General features: G+C 71.0%; 11 protein-coding genes. 10 read left to right on the top strand and 1 reads right to left on the bottom strand.

What is annotated here, in order from left to right:
* Positions 1-66 precede the first annotated feature (66 nt).
* The 10 genes from ACFYY8_RS19205 (at position 67) to ACFYY8_RS19160 (ending at position 14,148) form a co-directional block, all read left to right on the top strand.
* Entirely contained in the window at positions 67-609 is a 543-nt protein-coding gene (locus ACFYY8_RS19205) for a GNAT family N-acetyltransferase (protein ID WP_390042552.1), read from the top strand.
* Positions 610-794: 185 nt separating this feature from the next.
* On the top strand, positions 795-1,622 hold the full coding sequence (locus ACFYY8_RS19200) for a sirohydrochlorin chelatase (RefSeq protein WP_390042550.1): 828 nt from the start codon (positions 795-797) through the stop codon (positions 1,620-1,622).
* A 50-nt stretch (positions 1,623-1,672) separates the two neighbouring features.
* Entirely contained in the window at positions 1,673-2,743 is a 1,071-nt protein-coding gene (gene cobT, locus ACFYY8_RS19195) for a nicotinate-nucleotide--dimethylbenzimidazole phosphoribosyltransferase (RefSeq protein ID WP_390042547.1), read from the top strand.
* 157 nt (positions 2,744-2,900) lie between these two features.
* Entirely contained in the window at positions 2,901-4,133 is a 1,233-nt protein-coding gene (cobA, locus tag ACFYY8_RS19190) for a uroporphyrinogen-III C-methyltransferase (RefSeq protein ID WP_390042544.1), read from the top strand.
* Entirely contained in the window at positions 4,130-7,168 is a 3,039-nt protein-coding gene (locus ACFYY8_RS19185) for a GTPase (protein WP_390042542.1), read from the top strand. Before cobA ends, ACFYY8_RS19185 begins: the two co-directional genes overlap by 4 nt.
* Positions 7,165-8,805, top strand: a complete 1,641-nt coding sequence (locus tag ACFYY8_RS19180) for a GTP-binding protein (protein WP_390042539.1) — start codon at positions 7,165-7,167, stop codon at positions 8,803-8,805. The genes ACFYY8_RS19185 and ACFYY8_RS19180 overlap by 4 nt, the downstream gene beginning before the upstream one ends.
* A gap of 285 nt (positions 8,806-9,090) precedes the next feature.
* Positions 9,091-9,861: a single-stranded DNA-binding protein gene (locus tag ACFYY8_RS19175; protein WP_390042537.1), complete on the top strand. Its 771-nt coding sequence runs from the start codon at positions 9,091-9,093 to the stop codon at positions 9,859-9,861.
* Between the two features lie 783 nt (positions 9,862-10,644).
* Positions 10,645-11,943 (top strand): GGDEF domain-containing protein, encoded by a 1,299-nt coding sequence (locus ACFYY8_RS19170; RefSeq protein ID WP_390042535.1) that lies wholly within the window; start codon positions 10,645-10,647, stop codon positions 11,941-11,943.
* Positions 11,944-11,969: 26 nt separating this feature from the next.
* Entirely contained in the window at positions 11,970-13,634 is a 1,665-nt protein-coding gene (gene ettA, locus ACFYY8_RS19165; RefSeq protein WP_390042533.1) for an energy-dependent translational throttle protein EttA, read from the top strand.
* A 70-nt stretch (positions 13,635-13,704) separates the two neighbouring features.
* Complete coding sequence (locus ACFYY8_RS19160; protein WP_390042531.1) at positions 13,705-14,148, top strand: acyl-CoA thioesterase; 444 nt, start codon at positions 13,705-13,707, stop codon at positions 14,146-14,148.
* Between the two features lie 62 nt (positions 14,149-14,210).
* Here ACFYY8_RS19160 and ACFYY8_RS19155 read toward each other — a convergent pair whose 3' ends face one another.
* Positions 14,211-15,740 (bottom strand): glycoside hydrolase family 13 protein, encoded by a 1,530-nt coding sequence (locus ACFYY8_RS19155; RefSeq protein ID WP_390043086.1) that lies wholly within the window; start codon positions 15,738-15,740, stop codon positions 14,211-14,213.
* Positions 15,741-15,749 lie beyond the last annotated feature (9 nt).

Raw genomic sequence — 15,749 nt, 5'->3', positions numbered from 1 at the left:
GGGGTTGCGCGGACGCGGTCCCGTGCGATGGGCTTGGCGGCGTCCACCGCCCGCCTGGGAGGGTGATTGACCGCCTTCGCACCGGGCCTGTCCGTCACGACGCGACGGCTCCTGCTGCGCCCCTTCGACCCCTCGGACGCGCGCAGGATTCGCGTCGTGGTCGAGACACGCGCCCCCTTCCTGCCGCCGGGCGCGCCGGGCCGTCCCTCGGGCGTGGCCGCCTGGCTGGCCAGGGGCGCGCACGAGCTGCGCCGCTCCGGCCAGGGCGCGCACCTGGCGATCGAGGCCGACGGGCTCATCGTGGGGGCGATCAGCCTGTTCGGGACCCGATGGGAGGCGGGGACGACGGAGATCGGCTACGGCGTGCACCCCCTGCACCGGGGACGCGGCTACGCCCCGGAGGCCGTACTGGGCCTGGCCCGCTGGACGTTCGAGAACACCTCCCTGCGCCGGATCGAGCTGCGCGCGGACGCCGACAACCACGCCTCCCTGCGGGTGGCGGAGAAGGCCGGGTTCGTCAGGGAGGGGACGCTGCGCGCCGCCGCGATGCGGCCGGACGGCCCACGTGACGTCGCGGTGTTCGGCCTGCTCGGAAGTGACCTCTTCTGAGAGAGGAACGGCCCGGGAGACGGGTCGGGCGGGACGCGGGAGACCGTTCGGTGGAGATGGGAAAGATGGGGCCATATCCGATGCGTTTTATGGTTTCGTTACCTGTCCATGTCGAGCCGTTATCGGATATCCTCGCCAGTCGCTGCCGCGTATTCCCAGGTCAAGGTCATTGGAGTCCTGTTTCTATGAAGCCGCCGCTGCTGCTCATCGGGCAGGGCTCGCACGAGGACAACGAATCCGTCGAGTTCGGCAGGTTCGTCCACCGCCTTCGCTGCAGGCTCGACCGCAGCGCCGCCGAGGTCTCCGGCGGATACGTCACCAAGGCCAGGCCGCGACTGCGTGACTCGGTCGCCTCACTGGTCGCCCGCGGCCATCACCGCATGGTCGCGCTGCCGCTGAGCCTCACCGGCGGCCTGCACGCCGACGCCGACACCCTCGCGGCGATGACCAGGGAGCAGGAACGCCACCCCACGCTCACCTGCGACTACGGACGCCCCCTCGGCTCCGACCCCCGTATCCTCGCGCTGCTCGCCGAGCGCCTGGCGGACGCCGCCGCCGAGGTCGCCAGCCTCCGTCTCGTCCCCGCCGCCGCGGGCCCGCTCGACGACGAGCCTGAGCGCATCGAGATCGGCGAGACCGCCGTCGTGCTGGTCGGTGACGGCTCGACCAGCCCCGCGACGAACGCGGACGTGCACCGCGTCTCCCGGCTGTTCTGGGAGACGCACGCCCACGAGTACATGACCGTGGAGACCGCCTTCACCTCGCTCACCCCGCCCGGCGTGCCCGGCGGCATCGAGCGCTGCCGCCGCCTCGGCGCCCGGCGGGTGATCGTCGTGCCCTACCTGCTGTTCGCCGGGGGCGTCCTGGACCGCATCTGGGCCCAGGCCATGGCCTACGCCGCGGGCCATCCCGACCTGGACGTCCGCTGCGCCGACGTCATCGGCGACTGCGAGGGACTGGCCGACGTGGTCGTCGAGCGCTACGAGGAGGCGCTCAGCGGCATCACCTGGTGAACCGCTCCCCGGATGACCGCTCCTTGACCTCTGGCGGGACACTTGGGGACATGACCATCCTTGAGCAGACCCTGGCCGCGATCCGGCCCGCCGACCCGGACGCCCTCGCCGAGGCGAGGGCGCACCAAGACAGGCTGACCAAGCCGAGGGGCGCCCTGGGCGTGCTTGAGGAGGTGGCCGTACGGCTCGCGGGCGCGGCTGCGGTGAACCCGCCCCCGCTGCCGGCCCCGGCGGCCCTGGCGATCTTCGCCGCCGACCACGGCGTCCACGCCCAGGGTGTGTCCCCGTGGCCGCAGGAGGTCACCGTCCAGATGGTCGGCAACTTCCTGGCCGGCGGCGCCGTGGCCAACGCCTTCGCGGCCCAGGTGGGCGCCTCGGTGACGGTGGTCGACGTGGGGGTCGCGGCCGAACTCGCCCCGGCTCCCGGCCTGACGCACGGCAAGGTCGCCCACGGCACCGCCGACATGTCCCTCGGTCCGGCGATGACCGTCGAGCAGGCGGTCACGGCGCTGGAGACCGGGATCACGGTGGCCCGTGACCTCGTCGCCCAGGGGGCGCGCTGCCTGGTCACCGGGGACATGGGCATCGCCAACACCACCGCCTCCGCCGCCCTGATCTGCGCCTTCACCGGCCGCGACCCGGCGGAGGTGACCGGCAGGGGAACCGGCGTGGACGACGAGACGCTGGCCCGCAAGGTCGAGGTCGTACGGCGCGCCCTGCGGGTGAACGGCCTGGACGGTTCGACGAGCCTGTCCGCGCTGGAGACGCTGGCCGCGGTCGGCGGCCTCGAACACGCCGCGATCGCGGGGTTCCTTCTCGGCGGGGCGGCCCTGCGGGTGCCGGTCATCCTCGACGGTGTGATCGCCGGATCGGCGGCGCTGGCCGCGGCCGGGCTCGCCTCCGACGTGGTCGACCACTGCGTGGCCGGGCACCGTTCCGCCGAGCCCGGTCACGCCGTGGCGCTCGCCCACCTCGGTCTGCGCCCTCTGGTCGAGCTGGAGCTCCGGCTCGGCGAGGGGACCGGGGGGCTGCTCGCCCACCCGCTGGTCTGCGCGGCCGTCCGGGTGATGCACGAGGTGGCGACCTTCGACTCCGCCGGGGTCACCGACAAGGAGGCCTGATCGTGGGGCTTCCGGGAAGCCTGTGACGGATCGGGTGCTCCGTTACCTGGAGAACGCCGAACGTTACCCGGGGAGCAGCGAACAACGAGGCATTAACCGGTAGGTTTACCTCCTAACACTTCCTGCACAATTCATTGCGAACGGGAGATCTGTCACCATGTCGCCCTACCTGCTCGGTTTGCACCTCTCCGGGCGGCGGGTGCTCGTCGTCGGCGGGGGGCGTGTCGCCCAGCGACGTGTCCCGGCACTGCTTGAGGCAGGTGCCCAGGTCACCATCGTGTCGACGAGCGTCACGCACGCTCTCGACGACCTCATCGCCTCCGGCCAGGTGGCCTGGGAGGCCAGGCCGTACCGGGTGGGCGACGTGGACGGGGCCTGGCTGGTCCAGGCCTGCACCGACGACCGCGCGGTCAACACCGCGGTCGCCGCGGAGGCCGAGGCCAAGCGCGTCTGGTGCGTCCGCGCCGACGACAAGGACGCCTCGGCCGCCTGGACCCCGGCGAGCGGGCGGGTGGCCGAGGTCAACGTGGCGATCACCGCGGGAGGAGACCCCCGCAGGGCGGCCGGCATCAGGGACGCCGTCGTCGAGGCGCTCCGCGACGGCACGGTGGACGCCCGGCGCAACCGGACGAAGCCGGTCGGGGTCGCGCTGGTCGGCGGCGGACCGGGGGACCCCGGCCTGATCACGGTCCGCGGACGGCAGCTGCTGGCCCAGGCGGACGTGGTCGTCGCCGACAGACTCGCACCCCGGGCCCTGCTCGACGAACTCTCTCCCGACGTCGAGCTGATCGACGCGGCGAAGATCCCCTACGGCCGTTTCCTGGCCCAGGAGAAGATCAACGAGCTGCTGGTCGAGCACGCCAAGCAGGGCAAGTTCGTGGTCAGGCTCAAGGGAGGCGACCCGTTCGTCTTCGGCCGTGGCGGCGAGGAGATGCTCGCCTGCGCCCGCGAGGGCATCCCCGTCATCGTCGTCCCCGGCATCACCAGCCCGGTCGCGGTGCCCGCGGCGGCCAACGTGCCGGTGACCCATCGCGGCGTCAGCCAGGAGTTCCACGTGATCTCCGTACACGTCCCGCCGGGTGACGCCCGCTCGACCGTCGACTGGCCCAACCTGGCGAGATCCTCGGGGACCCTGGTGCTCATGATGGCGGTCGAACGCATCGGAGCGATCGCCGAGACACTCGTGCAAGAAGGACGTTCGCCGGAAACTCCCGTAATGGTGGTACAGGACGGTACTCTTCCCACCCAGCGCGCTCTTCAGGCCACTCTGGCCACAGTGGCCGAGCGTGTGGCCGAGGCTGGGATACGGCCACCCGCGATCGTGATCGTTGGCGATGTCGTGAAGGTCGGCCAGGAGGTCGAGATGGTTCGAGCGGAGCGGATACCGTGAAATCGGCTGCCAACAGGCCCACGCCTCAGGGCGAGCGTGACCGCCGCGGCGCCGAGGCTCCCCAGGGTTCCTCAGACGATGTCGCCGGAGACGAGGAGTCTCCCGGTGAGCGGACGATGACGTTCCCGGCCATCAGGCCCGACGAGCCCCCGCAGGCCCCCGGCGACGCCTTCGAGGACTTCCGGCGTACGGCGCAGGCCGCCATCTCGTCGGTGAACAAGGTGGTCGAGGCCGTCCAGGCGAAGGGCGACGCGCCCGCTGCCAAGGGCGCTCAGGGCACTCAGGGTTCCGGCGCCGCGGGAACCCCGGCGCCGAAGAGCCCCGCGCCCAGGAGCCAGCCCTCCCCGGGACAGTCCCCCTCGGGCCGGGCCGCCTCCCTCAGGCGCCCGGCGTCCCCGGTCCCCCCGGCTCCGGAGGCCCCCGCCACACCCGCCGCTCCCGGAGGAGACGGCGGAGCGGGATCCATCTTCCGCTCGGGAAGCGGTCGCGGCCGGGGCAACTTCCAGGCCAGGAGAGGCGCCACTTCACCCGCGCGGGACGGGCTCGCCACACCGCAGACGGGCGCCCCGGGCCCCGGTACGGCACGGCCGGCGGGCGGCGCCCCCCAGGACCCCGCGGCGAGGAGCGGCGCCCCCCAGAGCGACACGTCCCAGGGCGGAGCCTCCCGGAGCGGCGCTTCCCAGGGCGGCACGTTCCAGGACGGCGCCTCCCAGAGCGGTGCTTCTCGGAGCGGGGACTCCCAGGGTGGCGCGACGATGCCGGTCGACGACGCCTTCGAGGCCTTCCGGCGCGCCGCAGAGGCCGCCATCTCCTCGGTGAACGAGGTGGTCGCCAAGGCCACGGCCACGACGGCGGACTCCTCGGCGCCCGGCGAGGCGGACTCCCGATCAGCGGGCGAGACCCCCGCCCCCGAGTCCCCTGCCCCAGAGACCCCTGCGGCCGACTCCTCCGCCACCGGCTCCTTCACCACTGAGCCCCCCGTCGTCGAGACCTCTGGGGATCCGGCCGAGGACTCTCCCGAGACCACCTCCGGGGGAACCGCAGAGAACACTCCCGAAGAGGCCCCGGAGAACGCCTCCGAGGACGTCAGGGACGACGACCGGGACGACGAGGACCTCCCCGAGGAGGTCGCCGACGGCGAAGGCCGTACCGGCGAGGAGAACGACCCCGAGGACGACGAGGCGGCCGCGCTGATCGCGGCCGAGCGCGCGAAGCTCCTCGTCATCGAGGAGGAGGTCGGGGAAGAGGCCGGGGAGGAGACCGAGGCCCCGGGCGACGAACCGGAGGAGTCCGACGAACTCCCCGAGAGCGAACACGAGGACGGGGACGACCGGGTCCGGGAACTGCCGCTGCCCGAGTCCGTCTCCGAGGCCCTGACCAACGCGCTCGCCGCCCTGCGCAACACCGTCACCGACCTGCACTTCGGCCTGGAACTCCCCGGGGCGGAGGAGGCCAGGCGGGCCCAGAGCGAGATCCTGGCCCAGCTCGACGACTACGTGATCCCCAGGGTGCACATGAGCACCGCCCCGGCGCTCGTCGTCATCGCGGGCTCGACGGGGGCGGGCAAGTCCACGCTGCTCAACACCCTGGCCAACGCCAAGGTCAGCGCCACGGGCGTCCGGCGTCCGACCACCGGAACCCCCGTCCTCGCCTGTCACCCGGAGGACCACGAGTGGTTCGCGGGCAGTGACCTGCTCGGCAGCCTGCGGCGGCTCGACGCCCCGGAGGTCACGGCGGAACCGGGCGGCCTCGTCCTCGTCTCGACCGAACGCCTCCCCACGGGCGTCGCCCTGCTCGACACGCCCGACATCGACTCGGTCGTCGAGGAGCACCACGAGATCGCCCACCGCATGCTCGACGCGGCCGACCTGTGGATCTTCGTGACCACCGCCGCCCGCTACGCCGACGCCCCCGCGTGGCGGCTGCTGCGCCTGGCCAAGGAACGCGGGGCCAGGCTGGCCATCGTGCTGTCCCGGGTGCCGGTCAAGTCCCGCGAGGTGGTCACCAAGCACTTCGTCAGGATGCTCACCGAGTACGGCCTCGGCGAGGTCGAGCGGTTCGTCGTCGACGAGAGCAGGGTCACCGACGGCATGCTGCCCGACCACGAGGTCACCGACCTGCGGCTGTGGCTGACCGAGCTGTCCGTCGACGACCAGCGCCGGGCCCAGGCCATCAGGACGACCCTGTCGGGGGCGCTCGACAGCTTCCGCATCCGCATCCCCGCGCTGGCCAGGCAGCTCGAGGCCCAGGTCGCCTTCAGGAACGAACTGCGCGGCGACGTGGAGGCCGCCTACTCCGGCGCGCTGGCCGAGATCGAGGAGACCACCGGGAACGGCACGCTGCTGCGCGGTGAGGTGCTCGCCCGCTGGCAGGACTTCGCCGGGTCCGGAGACCTCATGCGGACCCTGCACCTGCGCAGGCCCGGCAGGTTCGCGGGCAAGGCGAGCCAGCAGGCGCCAGAACGGCTCAGCGCGCTGAAGTCCGCGCTCAGGGCCGGCCTTGAGTCCGTCGTCGTCTCGGCGGCGCAGCGGGCCGCGGAGGAGGCGGTCACACGCTGGCTGAGCCGTTCGGGGGCCGGGGAGTCACTGGCCGCGACCGCCGGGCTCGGTGACGTCTCCGACGACTTCTCCCGCAGGGCGGGCAAGGCCGTGAGCGGCTGGCAGGACCACATCATCGAGCTGATCCGCACCGAGGGGGTGACCAAGCGGGCGGTGGCCAAGCTTGTCTCCTTCGACGTCGAGTCGCTGGCGGTGATCTTCGTGATCGGCCTGCTCGGGTACGGCTCCGCGGAGGCGGAAGGCGCCGGTGCGGGCACCGGCGGGCTGCCGCAGCGGTTGGTGCACGCCCTCCTGGGAGCCGAGTCACTGCGGACCATCGGGGCCAAGGCCCGCAGCGACCTGCGCGCCCGGATCGCCACGCTGTTCGACGACGAGACCTCACGCTACTTCCAGGTCCTCGACGGCGCGGGCGTTCCCGACGAGTCCATCGCCACCCGCCTCTACCAGGCAACGTACAACCTTGAGGTCGCCCGATGAGTGTTGGCACCACCCAGACGCGTCAGGGGCTCGGCGGCCGTCTCGCCGCGCTGTCCCGGATCGTGGAACTGGGGCCGGGCAGGGTCGATCCCAAGCTCCTCACCGACTCGGGGCAGCTGCTCCTGCGCGCCGGTGACAGGCTCAAGCTGTCCTCGGAGCACACGGTGGTCGCACTCGCCGGAGGAACGGGAAGCGGCAAGTCCACGCTGTTCAACGCCGTCTCGGGCCTGGAGCTCTCCCCGACGGGTGTCCGCCGCCCGACCACGGCCCGCGCCCACGCCTGCGTCTGGGGCCTGGACGGCGCGGGACCGCTGCTGGACTGGCTGCAGATCCAGTGGCGCCACCGCTTCGCCAGGGCCAGCGCCCTGGACAAGGGGGAGGGCAGGCTGCACGGCCTGATCCTGCTCGACCTCCCCGACCACGACTCCATCCGCGCGCTCACCGACACCGAGGCCGACCGGCTGATCCAGGTCGCCGACCTCGTCGTCTGGGTGCTCGACCCGCAGAAGTACGCCGACGCCTCGACCCACAGGCGCTACGTGACCGAATTGGCGGGCCACGACGCGGTGACGATCTTCGTGCTCAACCAGATCGACCGGCTCTCCGCCGAGGAACTGGCCGAGTGCGTCGCCGACCTGAACGACCTGCTGCGCCGCGAGGGAGTCGACACCCCCGTCATCGTCCCCACCTCCGCGACCAGAGGGGAGGGGGTCGACGAGCTCAAGGCCGTTCTCGCCGAGACCGTGACCAGGCGCGGGGCCGCGGTCCAGCGCCTGGAGGCCGACCTCGACCGGATCACGCTCCGCCTGCTGAAGGCCATGCCCGCGGAGGGTGTCCCCGTGCCCGCCTCCTCCGTGGACGACGCCCGCAGGATCGGCCTCACCGACTCCCTCTGCGACGCGGTCGGCGTGCCGGCCGTCGGCGAGGCCATGGAGAATGTGTACGGCGTGCGCTCGGCGGAGTGGGTCGGCTGGCCGTACACCCGCTGGGCGGCCAGGCTCAGGCCCGACCCGCTGAACAGCCTGCGCCTGAACGATCTCAAGGACGAGATCAGGGGAGAGGCGGCCGGGGCGGTCAGCGCGCAGGCCGCCGAGGTCGACAACGCGGTGCGCGCCCTGTCCGACGGGCTCACCGCGGGGATGCACGAGGCCTGGCAGAGCGGCGTCAGGGAGGCCGCGCGCTCGCATTCGGCCGAACTGCCGCGGCTGCTGTCCGCGGAGCTGTCCGAGATCGCGCCCCGCCTCGACCGGGTCCCCGTCTGGTGGCGGCTGCTGCTGGTCTGGCAGTACTTCCTGGTCCTGCTCTTCCTCGCCGGGATCGCCTGGCTGGGTACGGCCCTGGCCTACGGCGTGTTCGAGGCGGGCACGCTTCCGCCGGGCCTTGGGGTGTTCGGCGAGACGGCCTCCGTCCCCTGGGTGGGGCTGATGATCGTCTCCGTTCTCGGGCTCGGCCTGCTCACCGCCGTGGCCAGCCGTAACTTCGTCATGCTCGGGGCGGGCAACGAACGCGACAGGCTGGAGCGGGAGATGCGACGCAGGGTCGGGGCGGTGGCCTCGACCACGGTGATCGAACCGGTCGAGCGGGAACTGGCCAGATACAACGAGTTCTACTCCGCGCTGCGGGGCGTACGGGGCTGACCCATCAGGTCGGCGGGTCCTGGGCGCTGTGTTCTGGCGGGGGTGTTCATCGAGGAACACCCCTCGGAGCGAGGGCCTTCCGGGGCGGGACGAGGCCGCCCGTCGATGGTGGACGAGGAACTCGGAGCTTCCGGTTCCCGGTGGATTGTCCGGAAGGTTTTCCACAGCCTCGTCCCGGCGCCTGAGTTTTCCACAGAACGCCGTTCGGCCCGCCGGGTTCCGGCCCGCGCGGGCCACTGTGTCTTTCACACGCCGGGCACCTCGCCCGCTCTCCTGGGAGGCACGATGAACGACATCCACATCACGTTGACCGGCAACGTCGCGGCTCCGCCCCGCCAGCACACCTTCCCGGACGGCTCGCGGGTCACCTCGCTCAGGGTCGCCTCGACAAGCCGTTACTTCGATCGGGAGAGCCAGCAGTGGTGCAACGGTGAGACGACATATTTCGGCATCCGTTGTTTCCGCGGGCTGGCCGACAACGTCGCCCAGTCGATCAGGGCCGGCCAGCCGGTCGTCGTCCAGGGGCGCCTGCGGATCCGCGAGTTCACCCACGAGGGTGAGCGCCGCTTTCTGCCCGAGATCGAGGCCAGCTCACTGGGGCACGACCTGCGCTGGGGCCTGGGTAGCTTCAGCAAGCCCCAGCGGGGCGGGGCGGCCCCGGTGCTGGGCAGGCAGGAGCGGCACGAGCTCGACAGGGAGACCCACGACTGGGCCATGGGCGGAGGCGCCGCGTCCCTCGCTCCCGACCCCCACCTCGCTCTCGCGGACGGTTCCGGTTCCCTGTCCCTGGTGAGAGGCGGGGCCGACGAGGACGAGGCGCCTGGAGAACCCACGGGCCCCGGCGCCTCAGGGGAGCCCGGTGGCCCCGGAGGTTCACCCGGGGGTTCAGGAGGCGGAACGGCGAGCAGGTCCGGCACAAGACGCGGCCGGGCGGCCCGCGACGCCGGGCAGACGGGCCAGGGCTCCGGCCGGGCGGCGGGCACGGTACGTGAGCCGGACGAGGCCGAGTCGGAGGACGAGACGCCCTGGCCCACACAGGCGCATCCGGCGGCCTGAACCGAAGACCCCGAGTTCCCCCGCACTCGTGGTCGGCATCCTCACCGGGAGCGAGAGGATGCCGACCCTTCAAAGGACGCCCTAAGGGACGCCACAAAGGACGCCATAAAGGACGCCACAAAGGACGAGGTGCCGGAGCGACCGGCGGAGGTGGCCCCACCGGGTGCCCAGAGCACCGTATGGCCCGGCCTGGCAGATCTCCTGGCATGCCCGCGGGCCGCTCGCCGGTTCGCCACGGTCCACCGGCGCACCGCACGAGGGCGCGCCGGACGGACCACACGCCACGGAGACGGCCCGTCCGGCCGGATGGCGGCCGCCATCGCCGGGTGACGCTCGCGTCGGATGGGGGTGTGGTCGGCAGCGCGTTGATCAGCGGTGTGCGATCGGCGGTGCGCCCGGTCGGTGGTCTGTGTCGGCGATGCTCAGATCAGCGGAGCACCGCGAAAGGAGGGGTCCAACCGGCTGGGGGACCGGGACATTCCGGGTTCCCACGTCGAACACGAAGCCTGCGCGGTGTTTTCGCGGGACGGGGTGGAACGTCGCGAGATGCCGCCTGAAGCGGCCGCGGGAGGTGAGAGATCTAGCGGGCAGGGCCTATGTCCAGGTCACACCTCGCAGCATGGGCTGCTCCTTTCCTCCATGGACCGTTCTTCGGCTGAGCGCGGTCCCCAACGGTGAGCCACCTGACAAGTGGAGCCACTCCGCCAAGGTAGCGGTTCCCATCGCGCGGCGCACACTCCGCAACTATCGTGTTACACATCGTTAGTCGGAGAAGGGGACGACATGGCGGCTCCCAGTCACACCTCGGTCAAATCACGCGACATCGTGACGACTCTGGCCGATCGGTGGCCCATCCTTGGGCAGCGCCGTCCACTGGTTGTCTATCTTTGCGGCATCGTGGTGCTGGATTTCACGGCAATCGGGTTTTTCGCCGCATCTGCTGACTTCCACTGGCACGATCTACTCACCTTCGTCGCGTTGATGGCCTGCGGTGCCGTCTGTATCGAGGCGACCCGAAGGCTCGGCATGCCCGCGGGTGTCTCCCGCGACCTCTTGTCGGCCTGGTGGCTGCCCGCGGCCCTGCTGCTGCCGCCGGTCTACGCCCTTCTGGCGCCCATTCCGCTGCAGATCCTGCTGCAGAAGCGGGTGCGCGAGACGGTGGTCTACCGGAGGGTCTTCAGCTCCGCCGCCATCAGCCTGGCCGGGGGAGCCGCCTCGGTGCTGTTCCACAGCGTGGTCGGTGAGCTGGACATCCCCACTCAGGGGACGGGCGGACCGATCCTCGTCGCCATCGGCTGTGCCGTCCTGTTCACGGTCCTGAACACCGCGCTGATCGCCATCGCGGCCCACACCGCCGTCCCCGACACCCGCTGGCGGGAGGTGCTGTGGGATCGCGAGAGCCTGATGCTCGACGTGGTCGAGCTCTGCCTGGGGGTCCTCGTCGCCATCGCGTGCGGGGTGAACCTCGCCCTGCTGGCGTTGGCGCTGCCGCCGGTCGTGCTGCTCCAGCGCAGCCTGCTGCACGCCCAGCTCCAGGCCGCGGCCCGCACCGACCCCAAGACCGGGCTGCTCAACGCCGCCGCCTGGCAGCGGGAGGCCGACACCGAGATCGTCAGGGCGCGCCGTACCGGTGAGACGCTTGCCCTGCTGATCGTCGACATCGACCACTTCAAGAGGGTCAACGACACCTACGGGCACCTGATCGGCGACCAGGTGCTGATCGGGGTCGCGGCGACCATCCGCAGCCAGCTGCGTGACTACGACGTGGTCGGGCGTTTCGGGGGCGAGGAGTTCGTCGTCCTGCTGCCCAGGGCCGACGTGACCGAGGCCCGCCGGGTCGCGGAACGGCTGCGCTCCCGCATCGGCCGCATGGCCGTACCCGCGGACGAGAACATGGTCACCGTCACGATCTCCGCGGGCGTCGCGATCATGAGCATGCACGGAGACGACCTGATCGAGTTGCTCGCCGCGGCGGACCTGGCCCTCTACCGTGCCAAGGAGCTCGGACGAGACCGGATCTGCCTGCCCGCGACGCCCGTTCCCCCGGCCAGGCGGCCAGGGCCGGAGGCCGCCCCTAGCTGAGTCCGTCAGGCCCTAAGCTAGGGGACATGCCGGAGTACATCTACACACTGCAGCGCGTGCGCAAGGCGCATGGTGACAAGGTCGTCCTCGACGACGTGACGCTGTCGTTCCTGCCGGGTGCGAAGATCGGCGTTCTCGGGCCGAACGGCACCGGGAAGTCGACGCTGCTGAGGATGATGGCAGGCCTGGAGCAGCCGTCTAACGGCGACGCCCGGCTCATGCCCGGCTTCACCGTCGGCATGCTCCAGCAGGAGCCCCCCCTCAACGATTCCAAGACCGTGCTCGGCAACGTCGAAGAGGGCGTCGCAGAGACCAAGGCAATGCTCGACCGGTTCAACGAGATCGCCGAGCTGATGGCGACCGACTACAGCGACGAGCTGCTCCAGGAGATGGGCAAGCTTCAGGACGCCCTCGACCACCGCAACGGGTGGGACCTCGACAGCCAGCTCGAGCAGGCGATGGACGCTCTGCGCTGCCCGCCGCCCGACGCCGACGTGACCCTGCTGTCCGGTGGTGAGCGACGCCGGGTCGCCCTGTGCAAGCTGCTGCTGGAGCAGCCCGACCTCCTGCTGCTCGACGAGCCGACCAACCACCTCGACGCCGAGAGCGTCCAGTGGCTTGAGGCGCACCTGGAGAAGTATCCCGGGACCGTGCTGGCCGTCACCCACGACCGCTACTTCCTGGACAACGTGGCCAACTGGATCCTGGAGCTCGACCGGGGCCGCTGCCACCCCTACGAGGGCAACTACTCCACCTACCTGGAGGCCAAGGCCGCCCGCCTCAAGCTTGAGGGGCAGAAGGACGCCAAGCGCAAGAAGCGCCTGGAGGAGGAGCTGGAGTGGGTCCGCTCCAACGCCAGGGCCCGCCAGACCAAGAGCCGCGCGCGTCTGCAGCGCTACGAGGAGATGGCCGCCGAGGCCGACAAGTACCGCAAGCTGGACTTCGAGGAGATCCAGATCCCGCCGGGTCCCCGCCTGGGCACGACGGTCATCCGGGCCGAGAACCTCACCAAGGGTTTCGAGGACCGGGTGCTCATGGACAACCTGTCCTTCGACCTGCCGCGTAACGGCATCGTGGGCATCATCGGCCCGAACGGCGTCGGCAAGACCACGCTGTTCCGAATGATCACCGGTGGTGAGACGCCCGACGCCGGCAAGATCATCGTTGGCGACACCGTCAAGATTTCCTACGCCGACCAGAGCCGGGGTGGCATCGACCCGGCCAAGAACGTCTGGGAGGTCGTCTCCGACGGGCTCGACTACATCAAGGTCGGCCAGGTCGAGATGCCCTCGCGGGCCTACATCGCCGCGTTCGGGTTCAAGGGGCCGGACCAGCAGAAGAAGGCGGGCGTGCTGTCCGGTGGCGAGCGCAACCGGCTCAACCTCGCGCTGACCCTCAAGCAGGGCGGCAACGTGCTGCTGCTGGACGAGCCGACCAACGACCTCGACACCGAGACGCTCTCCAGCCTGGAGAACGCCCTGCTGGAGTTCCCCGGCTGCGCGGTCATCACCTCGCACGACCGGTGGTTCCTCGACCGCATCGCCACCCACATCCTCGCGTGGGAGGAGGGCTCGAACTGGTTCTGGTTCGAGGGCAACTTCGCCGACTACGAGAAGAACAAGATCGAGCGGCTCGGGATCGACGCGGCACGCCCGCACCGGGTCACCTACCGCAAGCTCACCAGGGACTGATGTCCTCGTCCGAGCTCCCGGCGCGCCCCCGCCGCGCGCCGGGAGCCGGGGGATCGCTACCTTCTTGCTTGTGCTTGAACAGAGCTTGGCAGAGACCGTGAGCGATTCCCGCAGGCATGTGTTCCTCAGGGCGGTCAGGTTCGCCGACATCGACTCCCAGGGCCACGTCAACAACGTCAGGTTCCTCGACTATCTCGAGGACGCGCGCCTGGAGATGTTCCACCTCGACCTGCACCGCGAGGGTGGCGAGATCTTCAGCGGCCTGGTGGTGGCCAGGCATGAGATCGACTACCGGCGTCCTCTCACCTTCCGCGCGGACCCGGTCAGGGTCGAGTCCTGGGTGACCGAGATCAAACCGGTGAAGTTCGTCCTCAACTACGAGATCGTCGACGATGAGACGCTCTTCGTCCGGGCCAGATCGGTGCTCGTCGCCTACGACGTGGAGAAGGCCAGGCCGCGCAGGCTGGAGCAGCACGAGCTCGACTACCTGGAGCGCTTCCTCATAACCGGCTGAGCCGCCGCCGGAAACGGCCGGCGCGCCCGCCGTACGACGGGCGCGGGGACCGGAGGGGATCGTCAGGGAGTGTGGAGCCAGGCCGCGGTGTCCGGGGGCAGCAGGTGGCCCTCGACCGGGGCGCTGCCGATCACGACGTGGTCGTGCGGCGGCAGCGATACCGCCTCGACCCCGCAGTTGACGACGCACGTCAGCGCACCCCGGCGGAAGAACAACGCGTCCTCCTCGCTCTCCAGCCAGGTGAGGCCGTCGGGCAGCGCGCCGCGCAGTTCCCGGCGGGCGCGCAGAGCCTGCCGGTAGAAGCTCAGCGTCGATCCCGGATCGTCCGCCTGACGTTCGGCGCTCAACGCCGTCCACTCGACCGGCTGGGGCAGCCAGGGCGCGGTGCCCTCGGGCGCGAAGCCGTACGGCTGCGCCTGCCCGGACCAGGGGAGGGGCACCCGGCAGCCGTCCCGCCCGGGCAGAGTTCCACCGGAACGGGCGAAGATGGGGTCCTGACGGGCCTCGGCGGGCAGATCCCGGACCTCGGGAAGACCGAGTTCCTCTCCCTGGTAGAGATAGGCCGAGCCGGGCAGGGCGAGCATGGCCAGCAGCGCCGCCCGCGCTCGGGCCAGCCCCGCCGTGGAGTTGGGCAGGCCCTCGCCGTACCTCGTGACGTGCCTGACCACGTCGTGGTTGGACAGCACCCAGGTGGGGGCGGTCATGTCGGCGAGAGTGTCGTCGATGACCTTGCGGAAGGCGGTCGCGGACCAGGGAGCCTCAAGCCAGGCGAAGTTGAAGCTCTGGTGCAGTTCGTCGGGCCGGACGTAACGGGCGAGGTCCTCGGCGGAGTCGGTCCACACCTCGCCGATGGCCATCCGCTCGCCGGGATAGGAGTCGAGCACCTCACGCCAGCGCCGATAGACCTCATGGACCTCGGGCCTGCCCCAGATGGGCGACTCGCCCTTGAACGCCTGATCCGTCGCGGGGGCGTCGGGGAGCCCCTCCGCCTTGTACAGGCCCATCGCCACATCGATCCTGAACCCGTCGACCCCACGGTCCAGCCAGAACCTCAGCACGTCGAGGAACTCCGCGTGCACCTGTGGGTCGCGCCAGTTGAAGTCCGGCTGCTCGGGGGCGAACAGGTGGAGGTACCACTGCCCGTCGGGAGTCCTGGTCCAGGCCGGGCCGCCGAAGGTCGACTGCCAGTTGTTGGGCGGCAGGTCCCCGCCGTCGCGGAAGACGTACCGGTCGCGGTTCTCGCCGCGCAGCGCCGCCCTGAACCAGGGGTGCTCGCTGGAACTGTGGTTGGGCACGATGTCCACGACCACCCGCAGGCCGTGCGCGTGGGCGTCGGCGACGAGGGCGTCGAAGTCGGCCAGCGTGCCGAAGAGCGGATCGACGTCACGGTAGTCGGCCACGTCGTAGCCCCCGTCGGCCATGGGGGAGCGGTAGAAGGGGGTCAGCCAGATCGCGTCGACACCGAGATCGGCGAGGTACGGCAGCCGCCCCCTGATACCGGGCAGGTCGCCCACGCCGTCTCCCGAGGCGTCGGCGAAGCTGCGTACGTAGATCTCGTAGACGACGGCGTCACGCCACCAGGGGATTTTCATGTGCATGGG

This window comes from Streptosporangium sp. NPDC001559 (genome assembly GCF_042893955.1).
Taxonomy (GTDB): Bacteria; Actinomycetota; Actinomycetes; order Streptosporangiales; family Streptosporangiaceae; genus Streptosporangium.
The sequence above is the reverse complement of the archived record's forward strand: the minus strand, read 5'-3'. Positions and strand labels throughout refer to the sequence as shown.

Excerpts from the sequence above, each read along its gene's own strand:
- cobA (WP_390042544.1), top strand. The coding sequence starts at position 2,901 with ATGTCGCCCTACCTGCTCGGTTTGCACCTCTCCGGGCGGCGGGTGCTC.
- ACFYY8_RS19155 (WP_390043086.1), bottom strand. The coding sequence starts at position 15,740 with ATGAAAATCCCCTGGTGGCGTGACGCCGTCGTCTACGAGATCTACGTA.
- ACFYY8_RS19200 (WP_390042550.1), top strand. The coding sequence starts at position 795 with ATGAAGCCGCCGCTGCTGCTCATCGGGCAGGGCTCGCACGAGGACAAC.
- ettA (WP_390042533.1), top strand. The coding sequence starts at position 11,970 with ATGCCGGAGTACATCTACACACTGCAGCGCGTGCGCAAGGCGCATGGT.
- ACFYY8_RS19170 (WP_390042535.1), top strand. The coding sequence starts at position 10,645 with ATGGCGGCTCCCAGTCACACCTCGGTCAAATCACGCGACATCGTGACG.
- ACFYY8_RS19180 (WP_390042539.1), top strand. The coding sequence starts at position 7,165 with ATGAGTGTTGGCACCACCCAGACGCGTCAGGGGCTCGGCGGCCGTCTC.
- cobT (WP_390042547.1), top strand. The coding sequence starts at position 1,673 with ATGACCATCCTTGAGCAGACCCTGGCCGCGATCCGGCCCGCCGACCCG.
- ACFYY8_RS19175 (WP_390042537.1), top strand. The coding sequence starts at position 9,091 with ATGAACGACATCCACATCACGTTGACCGGCAACGTCGCGGCTCCGCCC.